This window comes from Acinetobacter sp. GG23, from assembly GCF_057766365.1.
In genome coordinates, this window is sequence record NZ_JBYMDJ010000003.1 from 418,762 (window position 1) to 442,930 (window position 24,169).

Annotated in this window: 23 protein-coding genes and 2 pseudogenes; 12 read left to right on the top strand and 13 right to left on the bottom strand. The window is 39.1% G+C overall.

Translation table 11 applies throughout. From position 1 onward, the window contains the following. Positions 1-453 precede the first annotated feature (453 nt). Positions 454-966 carry a cytochrome b gene (locus AC3CAU_RS08095; protein ID WP_447054252.1) on the top strand — a complete coding sequence of 171 codons (513 nt, stop codon included), beginning with the start codon at positions 454-456 and terminating at the stop codon, positions 964-966. A 156-nt stretch (positions 967-1,122) separates the two neighbouring features. On the opposite strand, the gene AC3CAU_RS08100 is transcribed toward AC3CAU_RS08095, so the two are convergent. After that, a complete protein-coding gene (locus AC3CAU_RS08100) occupies positions 1,123-1,824 on the bottom strand; it encodes a VIT1/CCC1 transporter family protein (protein WP_447054253.1) in 702 nt (233 codons plus the stop codon). 114 nt (positions 1,825-1,938) lie between these two features. Here AC3CAU_RS08100 and AC3CAU_RS08105 point away from each other — a divergent pair. After that, positions 1,939-2,211 (top strand): annotated as a pseudogene (locus tag AC3CAU_RS08105) (diacylglycerol kinase). A gap of 80 nt (positions 2,212-2,291) precedes the next feature. On the opposite strand, the gene AC3CAU_RS08110 reads toward AC3CAU_RS08105, so the two are convergent. The 6 genes and pseudogenes from AC3CAU_RS08110 to AC3CAU_RS08135 all read right to left on the bottom strand — a co-directional run bounded on the left by AC3CAU_RS08110 (position 2,292) and on the right by AC3CAU_RS08135 (position 8,959). Beyond that, the gene (locus AC3CAU_RS08110; protein ID WP_447054254.1) at positions 2,292-3,287 is read right to left on the bottom strand and encodes a phosphatase PAP2 family protein; all 996 of its coding nucleotides are present in this window, start codon (positions 3,285-3,287) and stop codon (positions 2,292-2,294) included. Between the two features lie 105 nt (positions 3,288-3,392). After that, positions 3,393-4,157 carry a COG4705 family protein gene (locus tag AC3CAU_RS08115; RefSeq protein WP_131213702.1) on the bottom strand — a complete coding sequence of 255 codons (765 nt, stop codon included), beginning with the start codon at positions 4,155-4,157 and terminating at the stop codon, positions 3,393-3,395. Between the two features lie 538 nt (positions 4,158-4,695). Beyond that, positions 4,696-5,266, bottom strand: a pseudogene (locus AC3CAU_RS08120) (tyrosine-type recombinase/integrase); the annotation flags it as partial. A 218-nt stretch (positions 5,267-5,484) separates the two neighbouring features. After that, positions 5,485-6,456: a methyltransferase gene (locus AC3CAU_RS08125; RefSeq protein WP_447054255.1), complete on the bottom strand. Its 972-nt coding sequence runs from the start codon at positions 6,454-6,456 to the stop codon at positions 5,485-5,487. A 337-nt stretch (positions 6,457-6,793) separates the two neighbouring features. Then, positions 6,794-7,492: a pirin family protein gene (locus AC3CAU_RS08130; protein WP_131213698.1), complete on the bottom strand. Its 699-nt coding sequence runs from the start codon at positions 7,490-7,492 to the stop codon at positions 6,794-6,796. 231 nt (positions 7,493-7,723) lie between these two features. After that, positions 7,724-8,959: a L,D-transpeptidase family protein gene (locus tag AC3CAU_RS08135; RefSeq protein ID WP_447054256.1), complete on the bottom strand. Its 1,236-nt coding sequence runs from the start codon at positions 8,957-8,959 to the stop codon at positions 7,724-7,726. Positions 8,960-9,162: 203 nt separating this feature from the next. Between AC3CAU_RS08135 and hemE the strand changes: the two genes are divergently transcribed. The 5 genes from hemE to AC3CAU_RS08160 all read left to right on the top strand — a co-directional run bounded on the left by hemE (position 9,163) and on the right by AC3CAU_RS08160 (position 15,151). Then, positions 9,163-10,233, top strand: a complete 1,071-nt coding sequence (hemE, locus tag AC3CAU_RS08140) for a uroporphyrinogen decarboxylase (RefSeq protein ID WP_447054257.1) — start codon at positions 9,163-9,165, stop codon at positions 10,231-10,233. A gap of 40 nt (positions 10,234-10,273) precedes the next feature. Further along, positions 10,274-11,074 (top strand): DUF817 family protein, encoded by an 801-nt coding sequence (locus AC3CAU_RS08145; protein WP_447054371.1) that lies wholly within the window; start codon positions 10,274-10,276, stop codon positions 11,072-11,074. A 143-nt stretch (positions 11,075-11,217) separates the two neighbouring features. Further along, the gene (locus AC3CAU_RS08150; RefSeq protein WP_424619610.1) at positions 11,218-11,688 is read left to right on the top strand and encodes a DUF3015 family protein; all 471 of its coding nucleotides are present in this window, start codon (positions 11,218-11,220) and stop codon (positions 11,686-11,688) included. 76 nt (positions 11,689-11,764) lie between these two features. Then, positions 11,765-13,651, top strand: coding sequence for an Lnb N-terminal periplasmic domain-containing protein (locus AC3CAU_RS08155; protein ID WP_447054258.1), 1,887 nt, complete (start codon positions 11,765-11,767; stop codon positions 13,649-13,651). A gap of 138 nt (positions 13,652-13,789) precedes the next feature. Beyond that, positions 13,790-15,151, top strand: coding sequence for a diguanylate cyclase (locus AC3CAU_RS08160; protein WP_447054259.1), 1,362 nt, complete (start codon positions 13,790-13,792; stop codon positions 15,149-15,151). Between the two features lie 79 nt (positions 15,152-15,230). On the opposite strand, the gene AC3CAU_RS08165 is transcribed toward AC3CAU_RS08160, so the two are convergent. From AC3CAU_RS08165 to AC3CAU_RS08190, 6 genes are all read right to left on the bottom strand, one after another. Further along, positions 15,231-15,590 (bottom strand): cupin domain-containing protein, encoded by a 360-nt coding sequence (locus tag AC3CAU_RS08165; RefSeq protein WP_447054260.1) that lies wholly within the window; start codon positions 15,588-15,590, stop codon positions 15,231-15,233. Positions 15,591-15,686: 96 nt separating this feature from the next. Beyond that, complete coding sequence (folE, locus tag AC3CAU_RS08170; protein ID WP_447054372.1) at positions 15,687-16,235, bottom strand: GTP cyclohydrolase I FolE; 549 nt, start codon at positions 16,233-16,235, stop codon at positions 15,687-15,689. Positions 16,236-16,329: 94 nt separating this feature from the next. Then, positions 16,330-17,016, bottom strand: a complete 687-nt coding sequence (locus AC3CAU_RS08175; RefSeq protein ID WP_447054261.1) for a Smr/MutS family protein — start codon at positions 17,014-17,016, stop codon at positions 16,330-16,332. Positions 17,017-17,031: 15 nt separating this feature from the next. Beyond that, positions 17,032-17,838: an indole-3-glycerol phosphate synthase TrpC gene (gene trpC / locus AC3CAU_RS08180; protein WP_424621062.1), complete on the bottom strand. Its 807-nt coding sequence runs from the start codon at positions 17,836-17,838 to the stop codon at positions 17,032-17,034. A 21-nt stretch (positions 17,839-17,859) separates the two neighbouring features. Beyond that, positions 17,860-18,906, bottom strand: a complete 1,047-nt coding sequence (gene trpD, locus AC3CAU_RS08185; RefSeq protein WP_424621064.1) for an anthranilate phosphoribosyltransferase — start codon at positions 18,904-18,906, stop codon at positions 17,860-17,862. A 17-nt stretch (positions 18,907-18,923) separates the two neighbouring features. After that, positions 18,924-19,508: an aminodeoxychorismate/anthranilate synthase component II gene (locus tag AC3CAU_RS08190; protein WP_424621066.1), complete on the bottom strand. Its 585-nt coding sequence runs from the start codon at positions 19,506-19,508 to the stop codon at positions 18,924-18,926. Between the two features lie 955 nt (positions 19,509-20,463). Here AC3CAU_RS08190 and glnA point away from each other — a divergent pair. The 5 genes from glnA to AC3CAU_RS08215 all read left to right on the top strand — a co-directional run bounded on the left by glnA (position 20,464) and on the right by AC3CAU_RS08215 (position 24,161). Beyond that, positions 20,464-21,879 (top strand): type I glutamate--ammonia ligase, encoded by a 1,416-nt coding sequence (gene glnA / locus AC3CAU_RS08195; protein WP_447054262.1) that lies wholly within the window; start codon positions 20,464-20,466, stop codon positions 21,877-21,879. 91 nt (positions 21,880-21,970) lie between these two features. Next, positions 21,971-22,246 (top strand): hypothetical protein, encoded by a 276-nt coding sequence (locus AC3CAU_RS08200; RefSeq protein WP_447054373.1) that lies wholly within the window; start codon positions 21,971-21,973, stop codon positions 22,244-22,246. Positions 22,247-22,356: 110 nt separating this feature from the next. Next, positions 22,357-22,857, top strand: a complete 501-nt coding sequence (locus AC3CAU_RS08205) for a chorismate--pyruvate lyase family protein (RefSeq protein ID WP_447054263.1) — start codon at positions 22,357-22,359, stop codon at positions 22,855-22,857. A gap of 32 nt (positions 22,858-22,889) precedes the next feature. Then, entirely contained in the window at positions 22,890-23,768 is an 879-nt protein-coding gene (ubiA, locus tag AC3CAU_RS08210) for a 4-hydroxybenzoate octaprenyltransferase (RefSeq protein ID WP_447054264.1), read from the top strand. Between the two features lie 150 nt (positions 23,769-23,918). Beyond that, positions 23,919-24,161, top strand: coding sequence for a hypothetical protein (locus AC3CAU_RS08215; protein ID WP_425917738.1), 243 nt, complete (start codon positions 23,919-23,921; stop codon positions 24,159-24,161). The last annotated feature ends 8 nt before the right edge of the window (positions 24,162-24,169 follow it).

The following is a 24,169-nucleotide window of genomic DNA, read 5'->3' on the forward strand; positions in this document are numbered from 1 at the left end:
CTACGGGAATAGTTTTATAGCGCTAGGTAAATTGTAGAGTGAAGAAGGCACAGAGACCCATGCTTAAAGCATGCTAGTTCCAGGCCGAATAGGCTTGTAACAGTTCCCACAACTGACGAAAAAAATAACTGTGTGCAGGATGCACAGTAATACTGAAGGGAGCTGTTTAACCACAATGCTGAGTGCCTACAATGTCTGAAATAATATTTATAAGTTACCTATTAAAAATAAATCTTCGTACCCAAAGTTTCTAAGCGTCTGGCAAATTATTTTTAAGATTATAGTAATACCATGTATAGACTAGAAATGAGGTATGTTGAAATTATAAAAGATCTTCAAGTAGGGAGATGATCTGCAGCCAACTTGGGCTAGCACTACTTTACTAGATAAATTTTATCTATTCTTCTTTCATCGGTTCCGTCTTATATAAATATTTAAAATTCAGGAAAAAATATGAATAATAATTATCCTAAACCTATGATAATAATGCACTGGATTACCTTTGTTTTAGTTGTAATTGTATATTTGACGAGTGGAGATCCAACAAGAACAGGGTTGCAGGGCCAGATTCATGTTATAGGTGGAATTTCAATATTTATTCTATTTTTCGTGCGGTTGATTTTTGTTTTTTTCTATAAAAGAAATATTCCTCAAAATGAGATCATTAATCCGTATCAAATAAAATTATTTAAAATTGTCAGATTTGCGCTTTACGTAAGTTTATGTGTCGTTCCAATAGCGGGCTGGCTTGCATTATCGAGTTTCACTGATAACTTCCAAGTATTCTCTTTAAATTTGCCACTTTTGAGCAGTGTTAGAGAGGTTAAATATATTGGTCAGATACATCAATTTTTAGGTAACTTCTTTATTACAGTCGTAGGTTTACATGCTTGTGCTGCATTAATCCACCATTTTATTTTCAAAGATAATGTATTAAAAAGTATGCTTTTTAAAAAAATGAAATGATTTAGATTTATAACGAGAAAAAAATAGGCATATTGTTCACCTAGAACAACATGCTTTATCGATATAAAGCATGTCAGACATGTAAGGTATTTCTATAGATTTATTATCTATACTCCACATGGAGTGGGAGTATTTGGATTATACAAAAAAGGGATCTTATGCCACCGCAACATTAAATAATGATCCGATCCAAGCACTGAATAACATGGCGATAATTCCCCAAATCATCACCCGAATCGAACCTCTCCAAATACTTGCACCGCCCGCATAACTGGCCAAGGCACCCATAATTCCGAGACTTAATACCCCAATCAGCATGACGCCTTTCTCTAAGTATTGCTCAGGCAGAAGCATAATTGAAATTAAAGGAAATAATGAGCCTACAGTAAATGCAATAGCTGAAGAGAATGCGGCACGAAAGGGCTGGGCAGAAGTATGATCTGAAATACCAATTTCATCACGCGCATGTGCATCTAAAGCATTGTGTGCAGTCAGTTGTTGCGCGACTTGTTGCGCTAAATCGGGATGTAATCCACGCTGTATGTAAATATTTTTTAGCTCATTTAATTCATGTTCAGGATGGCGTTGCAGTTCACGTTCTTCCATCTCTAGATCATTCTTTTCAATGTCTTGTTGCGATTTAACAGAAATATATTCACCCGCCGCCATTGATGCAGCTCCAGATATTAACCCGGCGATACAGGTCACCAATAGGGTATGTGTGGATGCTCCACTAGCTGCGATTCCCACCACGAGACTTGTGACTGAAATAATCCCGTCATTTGCCCCCAGCACAGCTGCACGCAACCATCCCGCACGTTCGATGTAATGTTTTTCAATATGGTAAGAATGGCGCACAAGGTATATCCTTTTTGTTATCAGGATGATTATAATAAATTTATTTCATCTGTAGAGATTATTATTGGCTAATTTCAAAAACCGGGAGTAAAAGGCAAAAAAAATTTAAAACGGATTTTTGCAGCCACTGGCTATTCATTTTCAGGATTTAAAAGAGCGTCTAAAAATAGGCGGCTTTTCGTCAAATGGTATTAATTAATCTTATTCTAATTCCTATGAGCTTTTTTATTGCTGTTTCTTCTATAGAACGGGCATTGATGGGGGCTGTCTGTTTACTGGCTCTAATGGTGGAATTATTCAATTCTGCAATTGAAGCTGTTTTAGATCGTATTTCGATTGAAAAACCTGCATTCCAAAAATGCAAAAGATATGAGAAGTGCGGCATAATTTTTAGCACTTCTCATTATTTTTATTATTTGATCAATTATTTTACTTGGCCACTAAAAGATCTTAAAAGTTGATTTTACTTAAGCTAACAATGGAAATTGATAGACTTCTGCATATATTAGCACAGCAAGCAGAACCAAAATAATGCTTAGGCCTACTGTATAAGTCTGCATAGCTGACCCAGGTATTTGCCAAATAATTTTTCCTCTGGCACTTAACCATTCTGTCAGACTAATACTGATAATTAACCATAATATTCCTACTAAAAATCCACCCAGTACATCACTTAGATAATGTTCATTTAATACCATTCTACTGAGGCCTAAAAGTACAGCAAAAAGAAACATCGTAAAAAATATACGGACTTGTCTGGTAAAATTTGCGCTAAAACGAATAGTGAGGTAAGCAAGAAATCCATATAGGGCAATGGCAATGGTGGCATGCCCACTAGGGAATGAGTATGACTGCTCAAGCAGTAAAGCATCGACTGGTCGCACGCGATGAAATAATAGTTTACTGAGGAAGGTAAATATAGAACTTCCTATGGTGGAGACCAGCAACCCTATTAATATATAGGGTTGGCGAATGATCCAGCAGATCACACAGACTAAAATCACAATCAAACAAGAAATTGCTGTAGAACCAAAACTGGTGATGAAAATAAAAAAATTCACTAAACTGGGCCGATCCAGCATATTCATCTGTTGGGAAACAAAATAATCCATTGTCACGATGGAGTCTGAAGTAACCACATCTTCAACAAGTCCGGTAAACAAAGCTAAAATATAGCCCATAGCTAAAAATAAAAGCGTCAGAGGTAAGCCATAAAAATGCTGAAGTTGGAATCTTCTCCACAAAAAACCGAAAAAACGCGGGTACTTATATTTTATTCGAATGAATAAATTGCTTTTTCCCACATGTTGTTTAAACGTTTCCCCATACTGCACAAATTGATCCAATAATTGTTTGCCATGCTGAATAATCCAGTACTGCAACCCCCACAAAAGAATAACCAGTGAAAATAGGAGTATGCCCAAGATGAACAATTGCTGATGGGTTTGAATCAATGACATCATGGCAAAAAAATTCCTTGTTGAAAGCATTTTTAGCAGGGCTTACTGGCTTATTGTGTCAGCGCACAGATCCAATCAATGTTTCAATATTAATACGACCTTATATATTTAGGCCTTTTTTACAGTCGTTTTATTGCTAAAGTAAATACACAATAGAATCGCAATCAAAATAACAGCTGAAGCAGTAAAACGACTTAAATCCAAACCACCCGAAGCGATCGGTTTATCGAGAAAATCTCCGACCACAGCGCCCAAAGGGCGAGTTAAAACAAATGCACTCCAAAACAGTAAGGTTCTTGAAACATGAGTGAATTTGTACAGGGCCAAAATCATGAGAATAAGACCGACGAAAAGAATAATTCCACCGCTATAACCCAGCCCCATGGTGTCTGCTGACCAATCTCCTAAAGCCGTCCCTAAGGTTTGGGAAAAGGTAATGGTTAACCAATAGAAAATTTCTGCCCGTGGATAATTCACCGTATGCGGTGAAATACTGCCTTCAACTTTATACCAGCTGAATAAAGACAAGCAGACCAAACCGAGCAACAGGCTACTTCCGCCGACATATCCAATCCCCAAAGATCGATCGACAAAATCAGCCAGTGTCGTACCTACGGTCGTACTGGCGATGATAGTAAACCAATACAAATAAGGACGGTAAGATTTAGAGCTGATTTGAAAGAATAGCAAAGCTATAAATATGGCTGCAAAAATAAAGGTACTGATCAAATAGCCTAAATTTAGAGACATCGATACTGCATCACCGCCAGTTTCACCAAAAGTTGTGGCAAAAATTTTAGTGATCCAGAAAAGTGCAGTGATCTGAGGAACTTTAGAAAGGTGAGTAGCGATACTTGATTCTTGTTGATTCATCAGCTGGACTCTTTGGTGATCTTTTTTAATATTTTAAATTGGATTAATTAACTTAAGCTTAAGAATAAATGATATTTTTGTTCTTATCTGTCGATAAGAAAAAGTAATAATCTGTTTAATTCTTCTATCAGATATACAATAAAATTTTAGTCACTTAAACGCATTCAGGAAAGTTAAATGCTCATTGTTTAATTGTATTAAATATTTGATCTTTATTATAATTATTAAAGAATGGTCGTGTTTCTTAATGCAGTTTTAAGGTTTAATTTATAAAATATCTTTTAAAAATTTATGACTGATTAAATATGCCTCACTTGTTATTAAAAATAAAAAATTTAAAAAAATCTATTACTTCAATGCAATTTAATTTGATTCTCGCAATTTGGCTGGGTTTGGTTTTAAATTATGGTTTTTTGAAAAAATTAATAAACTTAGTCCCTATTATCAAATTCTTACGTTTTCCAAACTAAGCCCTACATAAATAAACAGCTTCAACTTCATCTGGTAATTTATGTGCAAGTACATGTTCACAAACTTAACGAGGGTAGTCTGTTTTATCGGTTGACCAGTCACGGAATGTTGATCTGAATTCATGTGTTGTAATCACTCGATTTTGTTTTGGATCAATATAGCCTAAGCCCGTATCTTTAAATTTTTGTTCATGTATGCGTTTGATCAGTGTAGTTATGACCTATCCGAAAGCATTTGCCCATTACGTAGCAGGGAAGATGAAATTTTGAGGTGGAGTATATTCTTGAATTGATTTAAGCAAACTAATAGCTTCTTGAAATAACAATACACCATGTTCCTTTTGAGCTTTCACTTGTTCTTTAGGAATAATCCAGACTTTATGCTTAAAATCAATTTCCTGCCATTTAGTCCCAAAAATTTCACTAGAACGATAGATAGTCAGAATTGCAAATTCCAGAGCTTTAGGGGGAATCTCTTTTTTCTATCTTAAATGCTTAACAAAATCATAAACTTGATCATAAAAAAGATGGATGAGGGCGAAAAATCTGTTTTAAATTACCGAGGATGGGTTCTAAATTGCTTTTCCATTCAGCAGCGTTCTCCCCAACAAAATATTCCATAGCCTGGGCATAATCAAAATTGCCTAGGACATCTGTTAGGCGTACACCGCTTCCGCCAAATTCAAAAGCCCCTGTGAAAACAGGGGCTTTTTTTAATGTCTACGATTTTAGCTATATAAGAATGGATACGATAAATAAAAAACAATCCGATAAAACTAATGAAAAAAAATAGATAAATCATTTATTTTTCTGGGGATACTTTTGAATTCTTAAATATTTGGGTAACACAGCTATTCTTAACGCATCAATTCCAATTTAACCAAAACCAAAGCAATTCGTTCTATATGTTGATAAGCAGGCTGCTCTAACTCTTCGCCAAAAACATCAGGATCAATTTCTTCATAACACCAGTTTATGTTCGATTTAGAGCGCATTAACTTTTCAAGCTGTTCTAAAAAAGGGTTACGGTCTGACCGGATTGCTACTCCCGTATATAAAAACAAACACCCTTGTGGATTTAGCCGCGTAATACCTTCTTGCAGTATTCTAAAGGATAATTCACTACCATCCAGTTCATTGCCGCCATGACGATATTGCCGTTGATCTGCATCAATTAAATAAGGGGGATTGGCAAAGATAAGGTCAAACTGTCCTTCAAGATTCTTAAATAAATTGCTGTAGACTGGCGTGATATTATTTAAATCTGCAAAGCTTGCATTGATTTGGCTATATGACAATGCTTTCAGATTAAGATCCGCCACGGTAATTTTATCAAAATCAGAAAAATTTCTAGCCATACTAATCGCAGCAGCAGAAGTACCGCAGCACAATTCCAGCGCCTGCTTGAATGACTGAGGTTTGTGCGCCAAATATTGTTTTAAATGATAAACAAAGCGATAGGTATCGGGACCCAAAAAAACCGCGTCATGTTCAACGGTAGGAAAACCTGAATGAATAAATAATTCATCATCTAAGGAAGCTACTCGCACTTGACTGAACCACTGACCATCATGGAAACGGATGAGCTGATTTTCTTTTAGAATTGTAAAAAGGGAGGATTCCAGAGCGGTTTCTGTGAATGCTAAATTCCAGCCAAATATATCGCCGAGAGTAATAGCCTTATTTTTTGTATTCTTATTGCGGTTCAAAATACGTTGATGGGAAAGAGGAGTAATCGTCGTAAAGTGGTAATTTTTCTGTTTTAAAAAATCTAATAAAAAAAGCAGAGCCTGTTGTTGAGTAGTTTGAACATCCAAAATCTGATTCATGTAGATTTTCTCTTCTGATTATTAAAAATAATTTAAGGTTTATAAATTTATTTCACCATTTATAATAGATCCGCCAAGATAGTTCTTACTGATGAAAGCAATGTTCTATCTCTTTATTTCAAAATAAACCGGATTTATTTTCCTCTAAAAGGTAGTTTTTTTGGATAAAAATATGAGGGTTATTGGTTTGATTTTTATAGCTATGGATGCGACAAGATATAACGATAGTTAGATTGAATAAGCGGTTAAAGACATTTTTTAATATTCACTTTTTAAATCTATTTGAGATGACTATTGGCAATAGTCATCTCAAATAGGAAATTAGCAATATAAAGCATTAATTTTTAGCTTGTGGTAAATCGAACCAGATGAATTGACTGTCTTCTAAAGCTTTAATTTGATTATTTTCAGCAAAAAGTAGCGCATCGCCAGCTTTCACAATTTGATCTTCAATCTGGATTACCCCTGAAATCACATGCACATAATTGACTTGCTGTGTTGCTTCAACAGGCAGCAGGTGATCTTTTTTCAAGACTGCAGTTTTTACTTCAGCTTGTTGGCGAATATGCATAGGCGCATTATCACTCGGTCCAGCAATTAAATGCCACTGATTCGGTTGCTCATGCGGATTGCACTGAATTTGCTGATAATTGGGTTCAGCATTCTGAATATCTGGATGAATCCAGATTTGCAACATATGCACTGGGGTATCGCCATTGTTCATTTCACTATGTTGAACCCCGGTACCCGCGCTCATGAGTTGCCATTCACCTGCAGTAATATGACGTTCATTGCCCATGCTGTCTTTATGCGAAATTGTACCGTCCAGTACACAGGTCAAAATTTCCATATTCTCATGTGGATGGGCGCCAAAACCATTATGAGCAGCAATGGTGTCATCATTAATCACGCGAAGTACACTGACGCCCATATATTTGGGGTCATACCAGCTGCCAAAAGAAAAACTATGCTTGGTATCTAACCAACCGGCTTTGACATGACCTCGATTCTCAGCATGATGCAAAAAAGTATTCATCTTTGATGCTCCTTATTATTTGAAATTAGAATGATAATACCGTGCTATAAAAGTGATAAAAATAGTATAAAAGCGACATATCATTCTATTTATGCAACGGATATTTTTTATTGTTAATATTTAGAATATGTAGAATAAATCACATTATGAGTGGTTTTAAGATAAATGGCATTTTATTTTTTGTAAAAAAAGCCCACATAAATGCAGGCTTTGGAATTATCAATATTTTGATTATTCTAGGAATTTAACAGTTACGCCAGATTTCACTTTTTTACCTAAGTCATTGGCATCCCAGTTGGTTAAACGGATACAACCATGCGATGCAGTTTTAGAAATTGCAGATGGGTTTGGTGTACCGTGAATACCAAATGATTTTTTACTTAAACCAATCCAGATATTTCCAACAGGACCATTGGGACCCGGTGGTAGTGAAAGCGGTTTAGTATTCTTACCTTGCACAAAATTGCTTGGTGAATAGCTATACCAAGGATTTGGTGCTACGCCAGTGACTTTATAAGTGCCAGTAGGAGAAGGAGTATCTGAACTACCGATGGTTGCTGGGAATGAACCAATCATTTGATTGCGGCTGTTAAACAAGTACAGTTGTTTGGCACCTTTATGCGCAACGATCAAATGAATATCTTCTGGTACTTCATTGCGGATGTTGGCGACAATGATTTTCTCACCCGCTTTCTTGAAAGTTGCTTTCGGATTTAACTTTTTCAAAAAGTCTTCATCCATATGAAACTTTTCACTCAACATTTCAGTTACACGAGTGTAATACAGACCTTTCATTTTTGCCTGTAATGCATAATCGCGAGGAATAGATGCAGCATAAGGACCTTTTAAGTCGGCATCGGTAATGGTGTATTCAATAAATGCAGGTTTAGAACCGTGTTTGGCAATTAAGGCATTCCAGGTTTCTTGAGTTAAGGTCCCAGTTGGTTTAATGCCACTTATTTGTTGGAATGACGCAATTGCTTTGAGGGTGTTTTTACCACTTGAACCATCAATCGCACCCGGGGAAGCATGCGAGTTGTTTAACATGACATGTGCACGAGCATAAACTGGGAATTGACCTTTACCAATATTTTCATACCATTCGGCATTGTTCAGGCCATCTAATGTCCATGATGCTTTGGCTGCAGCAGCACTAGAGTTGGGGGTCACACTCGATGTTTTTGTCGTAGGTGCAGTACCGATTGCAGCGGTATCATCTTCAGAATTTTTAAGATCTTCTAAGGTTTTTGAAGCCTTATTCAAGTCTTGTTGTTCTTGTTGTGTAATATGGGTTTCAGTGCTTTGAGCGCTTGAGGCTGCTTCAGTTGCAAGAGGGTCAATAGGGTCTTGAACCGCAGTATCAGCAATCTTTTTGGGAGTTAAAGGCTGTTCAGCAGTAGATGCAGCAAACGTTGTACCCGCAAAAATGCAACTTAAACTCATAGCGAGTAATGTGCGAACGAACATGGAATTCAACCTTAAAAATTATTCATTAACAATTTGATAAAACTACACAAGTATTGCAGAAAAAAAGAGGAGATGCAGTATTTGTTTTGTGTAAAAATTATTTTAAATTTCCCATGATTACTTTTTAAAGGCGAGAGAAGTTACTAAATTTTCGGGCTTTTTGGTATGATGGTTCGAAGATTAAAAATGAGATGGGAAAGTAAATGACGACTCTAAAAAACGATCGTTTTCTACGTGCTTTGTTGCGTGAGCCAGTAGATAGCACACCAGTTTGGATGATGCGTCAAGCAGGGCGTTATTTGCCTGAATATCGCGAAACACGTGCCAAAGCGGGTGATTTTCTTTCCTTGTGTAAAAATAATGATTTTGCATGTGAAGTCACTTTGCAACCTTTGCGCCGTTATGACTTGGACGCAGCCATTCTATTTTCAGATATTTTAACTGTGCCGGATGCTTTAGGGTTAGGCCTGTATTTTGAAGCGGGTGAAGGTCCGAAGTTCCATAAAACCATTCGTACTGAACAGGATGTGGCAAATTTACCCAACTTTAATGCCAAATCTGATCTAGATTATGTGATGAATGCTGTAACCACCATTCGCTCTGCATTAGGCGGTCAAGTGCCATTGATTGGTTTTTCCGGCAGTCCTTGGACGCTTGCAACGTATATGATTGAAGGGGGTTCAAGTAAAGACTTCCGTTATACCAAACATATGGTGTATGCCCAACCTGAAGTATTGCATGCCTTGCTGGACCGCCTGGCTATTGCTGTCATTGATTATTTAAATGCGCAAATTGATGCGGGTGCACAAGCAATACAGATTTTTGACAGTTGGGGCGGGGCATTAGCACATCGTGAATACATCGAATTTTCATTGAACTACATGCAGAAAATTGTTGCAGGTTTAAAACGTGAAAATGAAGGTCGTAAAGTACCGGTGATTTTATTTACCAAAGGTGGCGGTCAGTGGATCGAGCCTATGCTGGCCACGGGTGCAGATGCATTAGGTCTGGACTGGACTACGCCGTTGAATGTGGCACGCCAAACTGTCAATGGCCGCGCTGCTTTGCAAGGAAACCTGGATCCAGCCACTTTGTATGGTACACCGGCATCCATTGAAAAAGCCACCAAAGCCATGCTGGATGATGCGTATGCGGGTGGTGAAAAAACAGGTTACATCGCTAACTTAGGTCATGGTATTACCCAATGGGTCGATCCTGCAAATCCTAAAGTATTTATTGATACTGTGCATGAATATAGCGCCAAATATCTTTAAGCATCTGTGAGTAAAATCATTTTTTTAGGATTCAACCGTGATCAGTCTTGTTAAATCATGTTTTGAGTTCTCATTTAAGGCAGCTTCGGCTGCCTTATTTGGGATTTTACTGTTGGTTGCTTTTGTATTTACAGCCTCTATGGGAAGCCAAGAGCTTTATGGCTTTTTTCGTTATGACTATTTGTTGTTTTATGCCTTAATTATTCAAGTTTGCTTGCTGTATTTAAAGCTGGAATCATGGTCAGAAGCCAAAGTCATTGCCTTGTTTCATATTATGGCGATGGTCATGGAAATTTTCCTGACCCATCCGCAAATTGCTTCATGGCAGTATCCACAGCCTGCAATATTCAAAATTTTGACCGTACCCTTGTTTGCTGGATTTATGTATTCAGCCGTAGGCAGTTTTTTTGCCCGCTCATTAAGGCTGTATCAGGTATCGTTCGAGAAGCTTCCTAACTTTCTTAACATGATGGCGTTGGCAGTATTCTCGTATATTAATTTCATGAGCAAATTTTTTGTGCCAGATATTCGCTATTTACTATTTGCATGGAGCGTCATCATTTTCTGGAAAACAAAAATTCGCTTTCAGCTGCAGCGGCATAAAATCCAGCTTCCGATGTTACCCGTGTTAATGATTTTGGCGTTTATTATCTGGGTTGCAGAAAATATCAGTACCTTTTATAAAATCTGGCTTTATCCGAGTCAGGTCGATGCCTGGCATATGGTTGGTTGGGGCAAGTTGGGTTCCTGGTATCTACTATTAATGCTCAGTCTGGTGCTAGTGCTGAAAATTTTAGGCACGCGTCATACCGAAGGCAACTGGACACTTAAACCACATTAGAACAGTAGGTCTTTATCTTTAGCTAAAGCATACATTTTTTTCATTGCACCATACTTGACTTCCCGTTAATCTGCTAAGTATGTAATTTAAATTACATGACTAGAGTAATAACAAGATTGCATGAGAATAATTGGAGAATAAGCATGTTGAAAAAAATAATGCTGGCCGCTGTACTGGTCACAGGTTCAGGTATGGCTATGGCCGACAATGATGTCGGTTGTGGTATAGGTAGTCAGGTATGGGAAGGTCAGTCCGGCATCATTCCTAAACTTCTGGCAGGAACAACCAACGTTCTTTTCACTAACCAATGGATCGGGATTACTTTCGGTACTTTAGGATGTAGTCAAGGCGGAAGAGTTACCGCTCAGGTGGTCACTTTTACCAATGAAAATTCCGAAACTCTCGCACGTGATATGTCGGTAGGTGAGGGCGAAAGCCTGAATGTGCTGGCTGAATTGCTCAATATTAAAGCTGAAGATAAAGCCCGTTTCTTTGCGGTATCCAAGCAGAATTTTTCTGAAATTTATTCTGATAAAAATCAGGATACTCTTCAAGTATTAACCTCTCTACAAACGGTTATGGCGAAGGATGATGTATTAAAATCCTACATCTAAGCCGCTGACTGAAAACCCTGTCACCTTGGCAGGGTTTTCTTATGAATACAAGAATTGCAGAGAATAAAATTACTGAATGAAATATGCCTTTTTACTGCTTGGTCTGACCTGTGTCCATTTAAGTCATGCAGCCGAAATAAAACCGGAAATACAAAGTTATCTCAATCTGGCCGAGACCAAACAGCTGAATCACGCTCGTACCTGGCAACGCCTCATGTATGCGAATGCACAGGGTAAAAGCGAAGTTAATTATGCAGGTTATTTTTTGGCCGAGCACGGATCAATCGACCTTAAAAAGGAAATGCAGCAGAATATACAGGCTTTATTTACGGCAGCAGAACCGAATCAATCGATACGCTGTAAATTTCCGGCACGCAGTCACTGGCTGATACAGCAGCTGAACATCTCTGAACAGCAACTACCGGCGGTAAGCTGTCCCGAATTTGAACAGTGGATTGGTCAGGTCAAACCTTATAAGGCTACTTTAATCTATGCCACAGATTTTATGGGTAATCCCAGCTCCATGTTTGGCCATACCTTATTGCGTCTAGATCCGAAAGATCAGCAACAATTAAACCTGATTTCCTATGCGGTAAACTATGCGGCCACAGTAAACAGTAATGATAACTGGTCTTTTGCCTGGAAAGGCTTGACCGGACAATACCCGGGCGAATATTCCCTAATGCCTTATTATCGTAAGGTCAAAGAATATGGTGACTTTGAAAGTCGTGATTTATGGGAATATGAGCTGAATTTAAATCCGGAAGAAACGCAGTTTCTGGTTCAACATCTGTGGGAAATGCAGAAAGTCAGTTTCCCGTATTATTTTATCAATGACAACTGTGCTTACCGCTTGCTCGGACTTTTTGACCTGGCACGTCCCGAGCTAAATCTTCAACAACAGTTCAATTCAGCTGCTATTCCTATAGAAACCCTGAAAGTTGTGGAACAGCAAGGTCTGCTCAAGGAAAAAATTTATCGACCTGCTTTGGAAACACAATTATTGGCACAAGCTAGACAGCACGGTACAACTTTGGCGAAAACTGCCCATCAGGTGGCATATGCAAATACAGACACTCAGTCTTTAAAGCTACAGAAGTTTTCGGTGCAGGATCAGGCTAAAATTCTGGAGATGGCCTATGACCATCTATATCTGGATTTTCTGAGACAAAAAGTCGATAAATTTTTTGCCCAGCCTCGTTTCCGTCAGTTACTGGGTTTAAGAAGCCAGCTTGATATAGAAAAGCAGCGAAAATCGCCGATGCGTCCAAAAACGGATCCGACCCAAAGTCATAACGCTCGTCATATTTCAATTCAGGCGGGTGAAGTGCAGGGTGAGAAATTTATCGAGCTTGGACACAGGCAGGCCTATCATGACCTGATAGATCCTCAGAGCGGTTTTCGTACCGGCACACAGCTGTTATTTTTAAATACAGCAATACAGTACCGTGAAGATGAGCTGAAATTTGAACAAATGGACCTGATGACAGTCAATTCTTACAATCCTGTTTCACCCTTTAAACTGCCTTTGTCTTGGGGCTTTAATTTAGGCTGGCAGCAAGAAGCATTAGAGCAGGGTGGAAGGTTTAGTGAACAGGAACAGCATGGAGTCGCCAATTTAAAAGTGCAAATGGGCTATAGCTATTCCGATCAGGCACGTGAGCATTTATGTTATGCGCAGCTGCAAAATCATATTCAAGCCGGCAAGGCATTGGATGAAGGTTGGCGTGTCGCTATGGGACCAACCTTAGGCTGCCAGAATATTTGGTCAGATAAAATTAATTCTTTAATTCAAGTAGAATTGCCGTATTGGGAAGATTCACACCAGTGGCAATTGAAATTGAATACTCAATGGCAATATGTGTTGAATCAGCAAAATGCGATTCGAGTGGGCTGGGAATATCAACAACAGGATGGAAAAAACTGGAATAAGGCAAGCTTAGGATATATAAACTTTTTTTAAAATCAGATCATATTTTGTTAGTTATCTCATTATTTAGATAAAACTTAAAATAGATCACACAGTAATTTTTTTGAAAATTTGTTATATTTATAAATTAATTATCTCCCTTTAAATTTTAAAGCTGTTGGAATCAATTGTATGAATACAGAGAGTATTGCCATGCTGGCGGAGCAATGGAAATCGATTTGTGCTGGCTACTCTACAACTGATTTAAATGACACTTTTCAATTTATTCAAGCCCATTCACTCGTTTTAGTAGATGAATTCTATAAAAATATTATGCGAGAAAAAGAAGCATCCTACTTTCTCTCGGACAATCTTGTTCAAAACCGTTTAAAAGCGACTTTGAACCAATGGCTAGTCGATTGTTTTAATGTGCCATTTCAGCAAAACTTTGAAGAAATGTCAAAGAAACAGCTGGTGGTGGGAACAGTTCATGCGCGTATCGGGATTCCTTCCTGGTTGATCATGCGTGGTGTGCGGGAGATTGAAAATAAAGTTTTTCATCTGCAATCCTTTAAAGTACAGAAAAATAGTTTCGTTATTATCAATTATATTATTCAGGTATTGGGTTTTGCGTCTGAAATCATGTGCCGTTCTTATGAAGTGAATGTAGAAAAAAGTAATGACATCAAGCATACCTACCGTTTATTTTCAGCCATGCAAGATGTAGCCGTACAAAAAGATAAGCAGCGTGGCTCATTACTGGATTGGGAAAATGAGCTGATGTTTAAAGTTTTTTCAGACAAGGTTGATTTTAAGCATCCTTTATTATCGAAATCTGAGTTTGGTTTATGGTTTATTCATAAAGCAGCCTATGCATTTACAGGTTCAGAGCAAGTTGATGTCATCATTGAGCGAATTTATGAGATTGACCAGTTAAATGAAAATGTTTTAGCGTGTGTTGAAAAAGATAAAACTATTCAATTGATCCAACACATACGTGAGAAAAATAGAGAAATCCAGCATTTGGTCGATCAGATTTTTCAGGTGGCTGAATATATTGATTCAGGAAATGATTCTTTAACTCAGCTGCTCAATCGACGCTATTTAAATACTATTATTTCCCGAGAGATTAATTTTTCTCGAAAAAATGATGTGCCGTTGTCTTTGCTCGCAATTGATGCCGATTACTTTAAGCGAATTAATGACAAATACGGTCATGGAGCCGGTGATTTGGCGTTACAGTTTATTGGTGAAGTGTTGCTGGAGTCGGTAAGGGGAAGTGATTATGCATTCCGGGTGGGTGGGGAAGAATTTTTGTTGCTTCTGGTAGACAGTGATTTAACCCGAGCGCAGGAAATTGCAGAAAATATCCGCAAGCGTGTTCAGGAAACGTCTATTCGTACCGCTACGGGCAATAGTTTTAATTTTACCGTCAGTATCGGTTGTTCACTTTATGATGGACATCCCGATTATCAACGTTTCCTGGATGCTGTGGATTCAGCGCTGTATGCTGCAAAAAATAATGGGCGCAATAATGTTTATGTGGGCAAATAAAGTTAAGCATGAAATATTATCTTGACCGTAGACAGAGCCAACAAAGTGCCCAGTATAGTCTAGGGGTATAAAACAGCTTTTAGGCTTCAACCACGACAAAATATTTTTTAACTGCTTCCACGACTTCAAATTTACCCCTAAAGCCAGGGGGGATAATGCCAGCTTTACCTGTTTTAATTTCGATAAAACTTTGTGTTTTGGCATCATGTAAACGTACCAGACCTTCAATCACCTGAAAGAATTCCTGTTTGTTGGCAGCAAATTGAATATTCCATGCTCCCACTTCACACGTCCAGATGCCACAGTTCATATTGGGATGCTCATATAAACTTTGGGTGATACGTTTAGGATTACCTGCAACCAGACGATCAGGACGAGGATAATCAATCGTTGCCTTACTCTGAGTCAAACCGTAACCTGCTAACCAAATAGATGACATGACTTGTCCTTAAAGTTAAGAGTTATATAAACGAAACAGATTGAAGCATCAATAAAAAAGCCCCATTTCGTCGGGGCTTTTTTGAATCTTTCAAACTTAGTAATTTTCAGGTAAAGCACTTAAAAACTCACGACGTTCTTCTTTATTGGTTTTAAAATCTCCAACGAAAGAAACCGTACGAGTGGTGGATTCCTGTTTCCCTACACCGCGCATCATCATGCACATATGTGCAGAATCAATCATCACCGCAACACCGCGTGCTTTGGTCACTTCAGCCACAGCTTCAGCAATCTGTTGAGTCAGGTTTTCCTGAATTTGCAAACGACGTGCAAACATTTCAGTAATACGGGCAAATTTGGATAAACCTAAAACATTCCCTTCAGGTAAATAAGCAATATGCACACGACCGTAAAAAGGCAATAAATGGTGTTCGCATAAAGAATAGAATTCAATATTTTTCACTAAAACCATTTCACAGTTGTCAGAAGGGAAGACCGCACTATTGGTCACTTCTTCCAAAGTTTTGCTATATCCAGACGTTAAGTACGAAAAAGCTTTAGCAGCACGCATTGGCGTATCTTTAAGACCAGGACGATTAAGATCTTCACCAACGGCGGTTAAAATGTTGGCGTAGGATTGCTGCATAGACATAAGACGTGTTCACTTACACTGATATTGAACAAGGACGGCATTGTAGCAGAAAACCGCTACAATGCCGTGTTTTGGGGAAAAATTCTGCTTACTGTTTAAATTTCGGGTTCTTCTCTGCACGTTTGAGTAAAACCAAAACGGCACCCGTGCCCCCTTGCTTTTCAGGCGCACTGACAAATGCTAAAACATCACGGTGTTGACGAAGCCAGCCATTCACATAGGTTTTTAAAATGGCTTCAGGGCCTTTACCATGCACAATTTTAATGACATTTTGATTTTCATCTTTTGCCATTTGAATGATCTGTAATACCGCAGCTCGCGCATCTTCAACTGTACAACCATGTAGGTCCACCGCTTCAAACCAGCGTAAATTTCCCGCTTTTAAATCTTCAAACACTTTGTGCTGTAAAGTTGCAATGCGATAGCTTAAGGTGGCTTGACTGGCAACAGGGTTCAGCATGGCTTGGGTATCAGACAGCTCAGCATTGTCTATTTGCATTGGGCCAGTGGCTGAAGCACGTTTTGCTAATGTTTGGGCATCCATTTTTTTCTTTTTGTTCTTTTCAATCGGCGCAATATTACTGGTGTCCATCTTTTTGACACCTTGCATCGACTTCTGGAACAAATCGAAATCATCTTCCGGTTCTTGCTGGGTCTGAGCTTTAGGCTCAGGTTGCTTGGCAAGAGCAGTTGAATGCGGATTGGTCATTTGCTTTTTAAAAGATTTCAGCAAGTTGTACTGATCTTTCGAAAGCGAAGAATCATGTTTACTCATAATCTTAATTATTCATCAAACAGGTTCAGGCTGACCAAATAATGCGGTGAATGCATGATCTGGACGAGGCTGTTTCATAAAACTTTCACCCACAAGGAAGGCATGAATATCATGCTGTTGCATCATGTGGACATCATTTGGTGTGGCAATACCACTTTCAGTCACCAGTAAACGTGAAGGCTCAAGTAATTTCTTTAAACGCAGAGATGTATTTAAATCGACATCAAAGGTTTTTAAATTACGGTTGTTCACGCCTAGCAAGCAACGTTCTGAAAGTCTCAGTGCACGTTCAAGCTCTTGTTCATCATGCACTTCAACCAGTACATCTAAATTATGTTCAAATGCGGTTTTAGACATTTCTTCCAGTTGCTGATCAGACAGACAAGCCACAATGAGAAGAATACAGTCTGCATGCAGGGCACGTGCTTCAATCACACCATAAGGGTCAATCAGGAAATCCTTGCGGAGTGCGGGAAGGGCACAATGAGAACGAGCAATCGCAATATTTTCGTCCGCACCTTGGAAAAAGTCCACATCCGTCAATACCGATAAACAGGCTGCACCCGCTTGCTCATATTGCTGGGCAATTTCAGCAGGATTAAAATTTTCACGAATCACGCCTTTAGACGGTGATGCTTTCTTAATTTCAGCAATTACACCTGGACGTTTACCAAGTAAAGATTTTGCGAAACCACGCACCGGTGTTGCTGCCTGCGCCAGTTCTTCTAAATCTTTTAAGCTATATTGCTTTAAACGTGCAGCAAATTCTATCTGCTTGCGGTCAACAATTTTACCTAAAATCGTATTTGCGATATCTAACATAACAATATTTCCTTTATAGCCTTAAGCTTCATATTCTTTGAGAGTTTTGGTGAATTCAGACAAAACGCTCATTTTTTCTAAAGCCTGTCCGCCGTAAATAATGTCATGGGCTAATGCCACACCTTGTTTATAGCTTGTGGTTAAGCCGGACACATAGAGGCCTGCACCTGCATTGAGTGCAATCATGTTAGCCGCTTTTTCGCCTTTCGCCGATTTTTTCTTGCCTAAAGCATCTTTAATTAAAGCGAGGCTTTCGGCTGAATCTTCAACAATTAAACCGGTTAAAGTCTGTGATTCAATGTCGACATCTTCAGGGTTAATCATCCATTCCGTGATTTCACCATCTTTCAGTTCAGCGACATAAGTTGAAGATGCCAGACTGATTTCATCTAAACCGTCTTTAGAATGAACCACCATCACATGTTCAGCACCCAATTGTTTCATGACTTCGGCAATCGGGCGGCACAGTTCATTTGAGAATACACCCAGTACAAAACGTTGTACTCCAGCCGGATTGGTCAGTGGGCCAAGCAAGTTGAAAATACTGCGAATACCCAGTTCTTGACGTGGACCCACAGCATATTTCATGGCTTTGTGATGATTCGGCGCAAACAGGAAACCGACGCCCATTTCACGGATACAGCGTTCAGTTTGCTGCATATTCAGGTTCAGGTTAATACCTGCTTTTTCAAGCAGGTCGGATGAACCTGATTTAGAAGACACCCCACGGTTACCATGCTTGGCAATGGTGGCACCGGCAGCAGCAATCACAAAACTGGATGCAGTAGAGACATTAAACAGGTTTTGACCGTCACCGCCAGTACCGACGATATCGACTAAATGTGGAAGATCGCTAACATCAATTTTGATCGCAAACTCACGCATCACACGCGCGGCTGCAGTAATTTCATCAATGCTTTCGCCTTTCAAGCGTAAGCCCATCATCAGCGCACCGATTTGAGCATCGGTTGCTTCACCGGACATGATGCTGCGCATCACATCTTCCATTTGTGGCTGGGTCAAGTGAATCTGTTTGGTAATATTATTTAAAGCTTGTTGAATGTTCATTATTTTCGTTACGCTCTTTATGCATAAATTTCTAAGAAGTTTTGGAAGATTTGATGACCATGCTGGCTTAAAATTGATTCAGGGTGAAACTGCACGCCTTCGACGGCTAATGTCTTATGTTTAACACCCATAATTTCTTCCATGCGGCCATCGGCTTCATTGGTCCAGCAAGTCACTTCCAAACAATCTGGTACGGTCGCCTGATCAATCACCAGTGAATGATAGCGTGTCGCAGAAAAGGGGGAAGGCAGGTTGCTAAAGATGCCCTTGTTGCTGTGATACATATCGGACAAGCGACCGTGCATGACGTTCTTGGCGCGAATAATATCCCCACCAAAAGCCTGGCCAATCGCTTGATGTCCCAAACACACACCAAGCAATGGGATTTTGCCGGCAAAGTGCTGAATGGCTGGAATTGAAATTCCGGCTTCACTTGGTGAACAAGGGCCAGGACCAATCACCAGATATTGGGGTTGCCATCGCTCGATATCTTCCAATGTCACGGCATCATTACGGACTACTTTTACGTCTTGATTTAACTCGCCAAAATATTGAACGATGTTATAGGTAAAGGAGTCATAGTTGTCGATCATTAAAAGCATGAGCTAACCTATTGAAATTTATGCACTTATATGTGCTCGAATAGTCCAGGAATACTCACGTTATGTCCAGTTTCAGAGCGCAACCTTATGTCAATAAAGCTTATTAAAACGGATAAAAAACGGAGCGTGAATAATCATAGCAAAAAATAAGCATTTTCGGCTGAACTATTTCTATGATAATGATTTTAGAGGGATCACATGATGAGAATAAGCGGGTTTATTTGCATTTTATCTTAAGTGAAATTCATCATTCGTTATTTCAATCATTAAAAGCAAATCTAAACATGGCGACTGTATTCAGATTTAAAATCAATAAAATCTAAAATTCAAGTGAACTATCAGACTAATTATAAGTAATTTCGATTTGTATTAAGATTTGATTAGTTGAAGCTGGGCTTAATAAAGAAGCATTAATAAAAGCAAAGGCTATCTAGCCCTGATCCCCAAAATAGCGCACTCTCCCTCTTTATTTAAGTGTTGAAAAAAACGGCGGATTAAAGTGGAGGAAATATAAAATATTGTAAAAATAATGAGATAGCATTGTTCTAATTTTAACTTTAGAAATGAGGATAAAATGAAAGAGTCGATATATTAGCTAATCAAATCATTAACATGGATATAAATTAATTTTTGAGTCCTTATTTTAATCTCATATTGACAAAATTAAACAAAATAGCTGAAAACCAAACGTATTGACAACTTTTAAAAATAAATTTGCACCATTTTGATACACTAGGAGCGGCTTTTTAAACAAATATAATCTAGAGTGTTTGAATATGGTGCATTTGCATTTGCACACAGTATAATAGCCTCAAACTAAAGTATCTAAATCTTCTATTCTGATAAAGAATTCAATATTTTATCTTTGTTTTTTAAAGTTGGTATGAGAATTGCTTAATAACTGCCAACTACTAACACGCACTTAGCAGGTGCAACAAAAAATCATCGGAGCAAAATGAGCATGGCGAACAAGGTCCTTCAACTCATCCAAGAAAGTGGCGCAAAATGGGTCGATTTTCGCTTTACTGATACTAAGGGTAAAGAGCAACACGTAACTTACCCAGCAGATACGATTGACGAAGATACATTTGAAGACGGTAAAATGTTTGATGGTTCTTCAATTGCAGGTTGGAAAGGCATTGAAGCGTCGGACATGATTTTACGTCCAGATGCTGAAACATGCTTCCTTGACCCATTCTTTGCTGAAGCAACAGTTGTTGTCACTTGTGACGTGATTGAGCCTTCAACTGGCCAAGGTTACGACCGTGACCCACGTTCAATTGCTCGCCGTGCAGAAGAATATTTAAAATCTACAGGTATTGGGGATACTGCATTCTTTGGTCCGGAACCAGAATTCTTTGTTTTTGACGAAGTGAAATGGGAAATCGATATGTCTGGCGCGCGCCATACATTAATCGCTGAAGAAGCTGCCTGGTCAACCAACAAAGATTATGAAGGTGGTAACTCAGGTCATCGACCACGTGTTAAAGGCGGTTACTTCCCGGTTCCTCCTGTGGATTCTTCACATGATATGCGTGCAGAAATGTGTGCAAAAATCGAAGACATCATGGGCCCTGGTCGTGTAGAAGTACATCACCACGAAGTTGCATCTTGCCAGTTAGAAATTGGTGTGAGCTTCAATACTATGGTTCGTAAGGCGGACGAAGTACAACAGTTCAAATATGCAGTTTGGAACGTTGCGCACCAATATGCTAAAACTGCGACCTTTATGCCTAAGCCTATGGTTGGCGATAATGGTTCTGGTATGCACGTTCACATGTCAATCTCTAAAGATGGCAAGAACTTGTTTGCAGGGGATGAATACGCAGGTTTGTCAGAAATGGCGCTTTACTTCATTGGCGGTGTGATCAAACACGCACGTTCATTGAATGCGATTACTAACCCTTCTACTAACTCGTACAAGCGTTTAGTGCCACATTATGAAGCTCCGATTATGCTTGCTTACTCAGCACGTAACCGTTCAGCGTCTATCCGTATTCCTTACGTTTCTAGCCCGAAAGGCAAGCGTATTGAAGCACGTTTCCCAGATCCAATGATGAACCCGTACTTAGGTTTCGCAGCATTGTTGATGGCTGGTCTTGACGGTATCCAAAACAAGATTCACCCAGGTGAAGCTGCTGACAAAAACTTGTATGATCTTCCTCCTGAAGAAGAAGCGAAAATCCCTACAGTTGCGCATAGCCTAGATATGGCGCTTGAAGCACTTCAGGCGGATCATGACTACCTGTTAAAAGGTAGCGTATTCACCAAAGATATGCTTGATGCATACATCGAAGTTAAAACTGAAGAAGTACGTCGCTTGAATACGACGACTCACCCAGTTGAATTCGACATGTACTACAGCCTTTAATTCTGATCTGAATTTAAGCTTGAAAAAACCCGCGCATGTCGCGGGTTTTTTTGTATCATCTGTTTATATTAATGAATATTAGATGACCTATATGGCACAGCGTAAAAAACACACCAGTTTCTATCCTTGGGTTAATCCAAAAGATCATGATCAAGGTTTTAAAATGAATTTTTCTGCTGTGACGTACCTAGAAATAGGCCGTACTGTGGAAGGTTATAAGCAGGCAGAATTTGTAGCTTTAAAAAATCCAGAGCTGGCGCTGGATTATGCCTATCCGCAAAGTTTTTATTTGAGTGCTGAAGGGATGATTTTAATCAAGACTGCGCAAGGCAAATTTGAAGTGATTGCCAAGACGGACAATTGTTAATCGTATTTGATTGGATAGGGTGGGGAAGTGAGGGTTGAGTGAGCTCGGCTATTGCTAACCTGATGTATATATGAGATTAAGAGCAATTAACTTAAACGAGCAGTGGGTTTATGCAGAACAAGCGAGCATATAAAATACAGGATATGCGAATTCCTGCTGAATTACGCCCATGGTTGTATGCATCAGGTTCTTTGACTCAGCAACTTACTGATGTGGCCGCTGGAATTTTTAAAGTAGAACCGATTCAAGAATATTTTCAGCGTTTGAGTTTTAGTGATGCAAAATGGATGAAAATGCCACATCAGCATAGCTCATGGGTGCGTGAAAGCTATTTATATGGCTGTGAAGACCAGCCTTGGGTTAAAGCGAAAAGTATCTTTCCGATTTTAAGTCTGCAGTCCCGTGCACGTATCTTTCAGCATATTGGTAAAAAACCGATTGGCTGGTTCTTGTTTCAACGCACCAATCCAGATTGTGAGCGCCGTGTGATTTTGCTTGAAGATGGCTGGACACGGCAAAGTTGCTATACTTGGCATGGTTGTAAATTTATTGTTCAAGAGACGTTTTTGCCTGCGTTTGAACAGTTTATTCAGCAAAATACTTCACAGTAAAACATTTAACAGAATATGGGTTAAGGACAGTCATGGACATTGTGCAACAGACTACATGGCGTGAGCGTTTAGCAGCGTATTACTATTTATGTCGTTTTGATAAGCCGATTGGTACAGAGTTGGTGTTTTGGCCGACCATGTGGGCATTGTGGATTGCAAATCAAGGCAGGCCAGATTTAAAAGTACTGCTCCTGATGATCTTGGGTATTGTTTTTATGCGTGCAGCAGGCTGTGCCATCAATGATTTTGCTGACCGTAAAGTAGATGGTGCTGTAGCCAGAACCAAGGATCGACCTTTAGCGACAGGCGTGATTAAGCCGATAGAAGCCATTTGGGTATTTTTAATTCTTGTTGCGGCAAGTGCCTGCCTATTGTTTTTCTTGCCAATCGAAACCTTTTACTGGTCATTTGGTGCATTGCTATTAGCGTTTATCTACCCATTTATGAAACGCTATACCAACTTGCCGCAAGTGTTTTTAGGTGCGGCATTTTCGTGGTCTATTCCGATGGCATATACTGCAGTCGGGCAGACACCTGACCTGACCTGTTGGCTTTTATACTTTGGTAATCTGGCCTGGACGGTGGCTTATGATACGCAATATGCCATTACTGACCGTGAATATGATTTAAAAATAGGCGTAAAATCAACTGCGATTTTATTCGGAAAATACGACATTGAAATCATCTCACTCTTACAGGCAGTAAGTGTATTGCTGATTAGTGGAGCATTGTACCGAGAGAATTTACTTATTCCTTTTGGATTAACTGCATTGCTGGTGGTGGTGGCTGACTTTATCTATCAGTGGGCAAAAACTAAAGACAGAAATCCGCAACTCTGCTTTTGGGCATTCCGTCATAACCGTTGGGTAGGACTGATTATTTTTGCCGGAATTTTTATTGCATTGCTGTAATCTTAAAGCGATAAGGTCTAAATAAATTAAAAGCATCGATTGACGGTACTTTTTTTTATGACCTGATGAATAGGATTAAAAATGGTTGTACTTCAGTACTTCAAGTATATTGGACTATATTTTTATTGATGAATCCTGTAGGTGTTGATGATGTCACAGTCCAGCTCGAAGCCAAATACGAAGAAGATGATTATTTGGATGACATTGGGGTTATGCATTCCTATTTTTCTGGTGACTATGGCTTATCTTGCAGTCAGTAGTGATGAGAAAAATCAAGAAAAATATAAACAGCAGCAAGCGCAAATACTGGAACGGATTAAAGCACGTGAAGCAGCTGAACAATCTGCTTCAGAAGCGGTTACTGAATCAGCTGAACAGCAAGAAAATAAATGATCTGGATC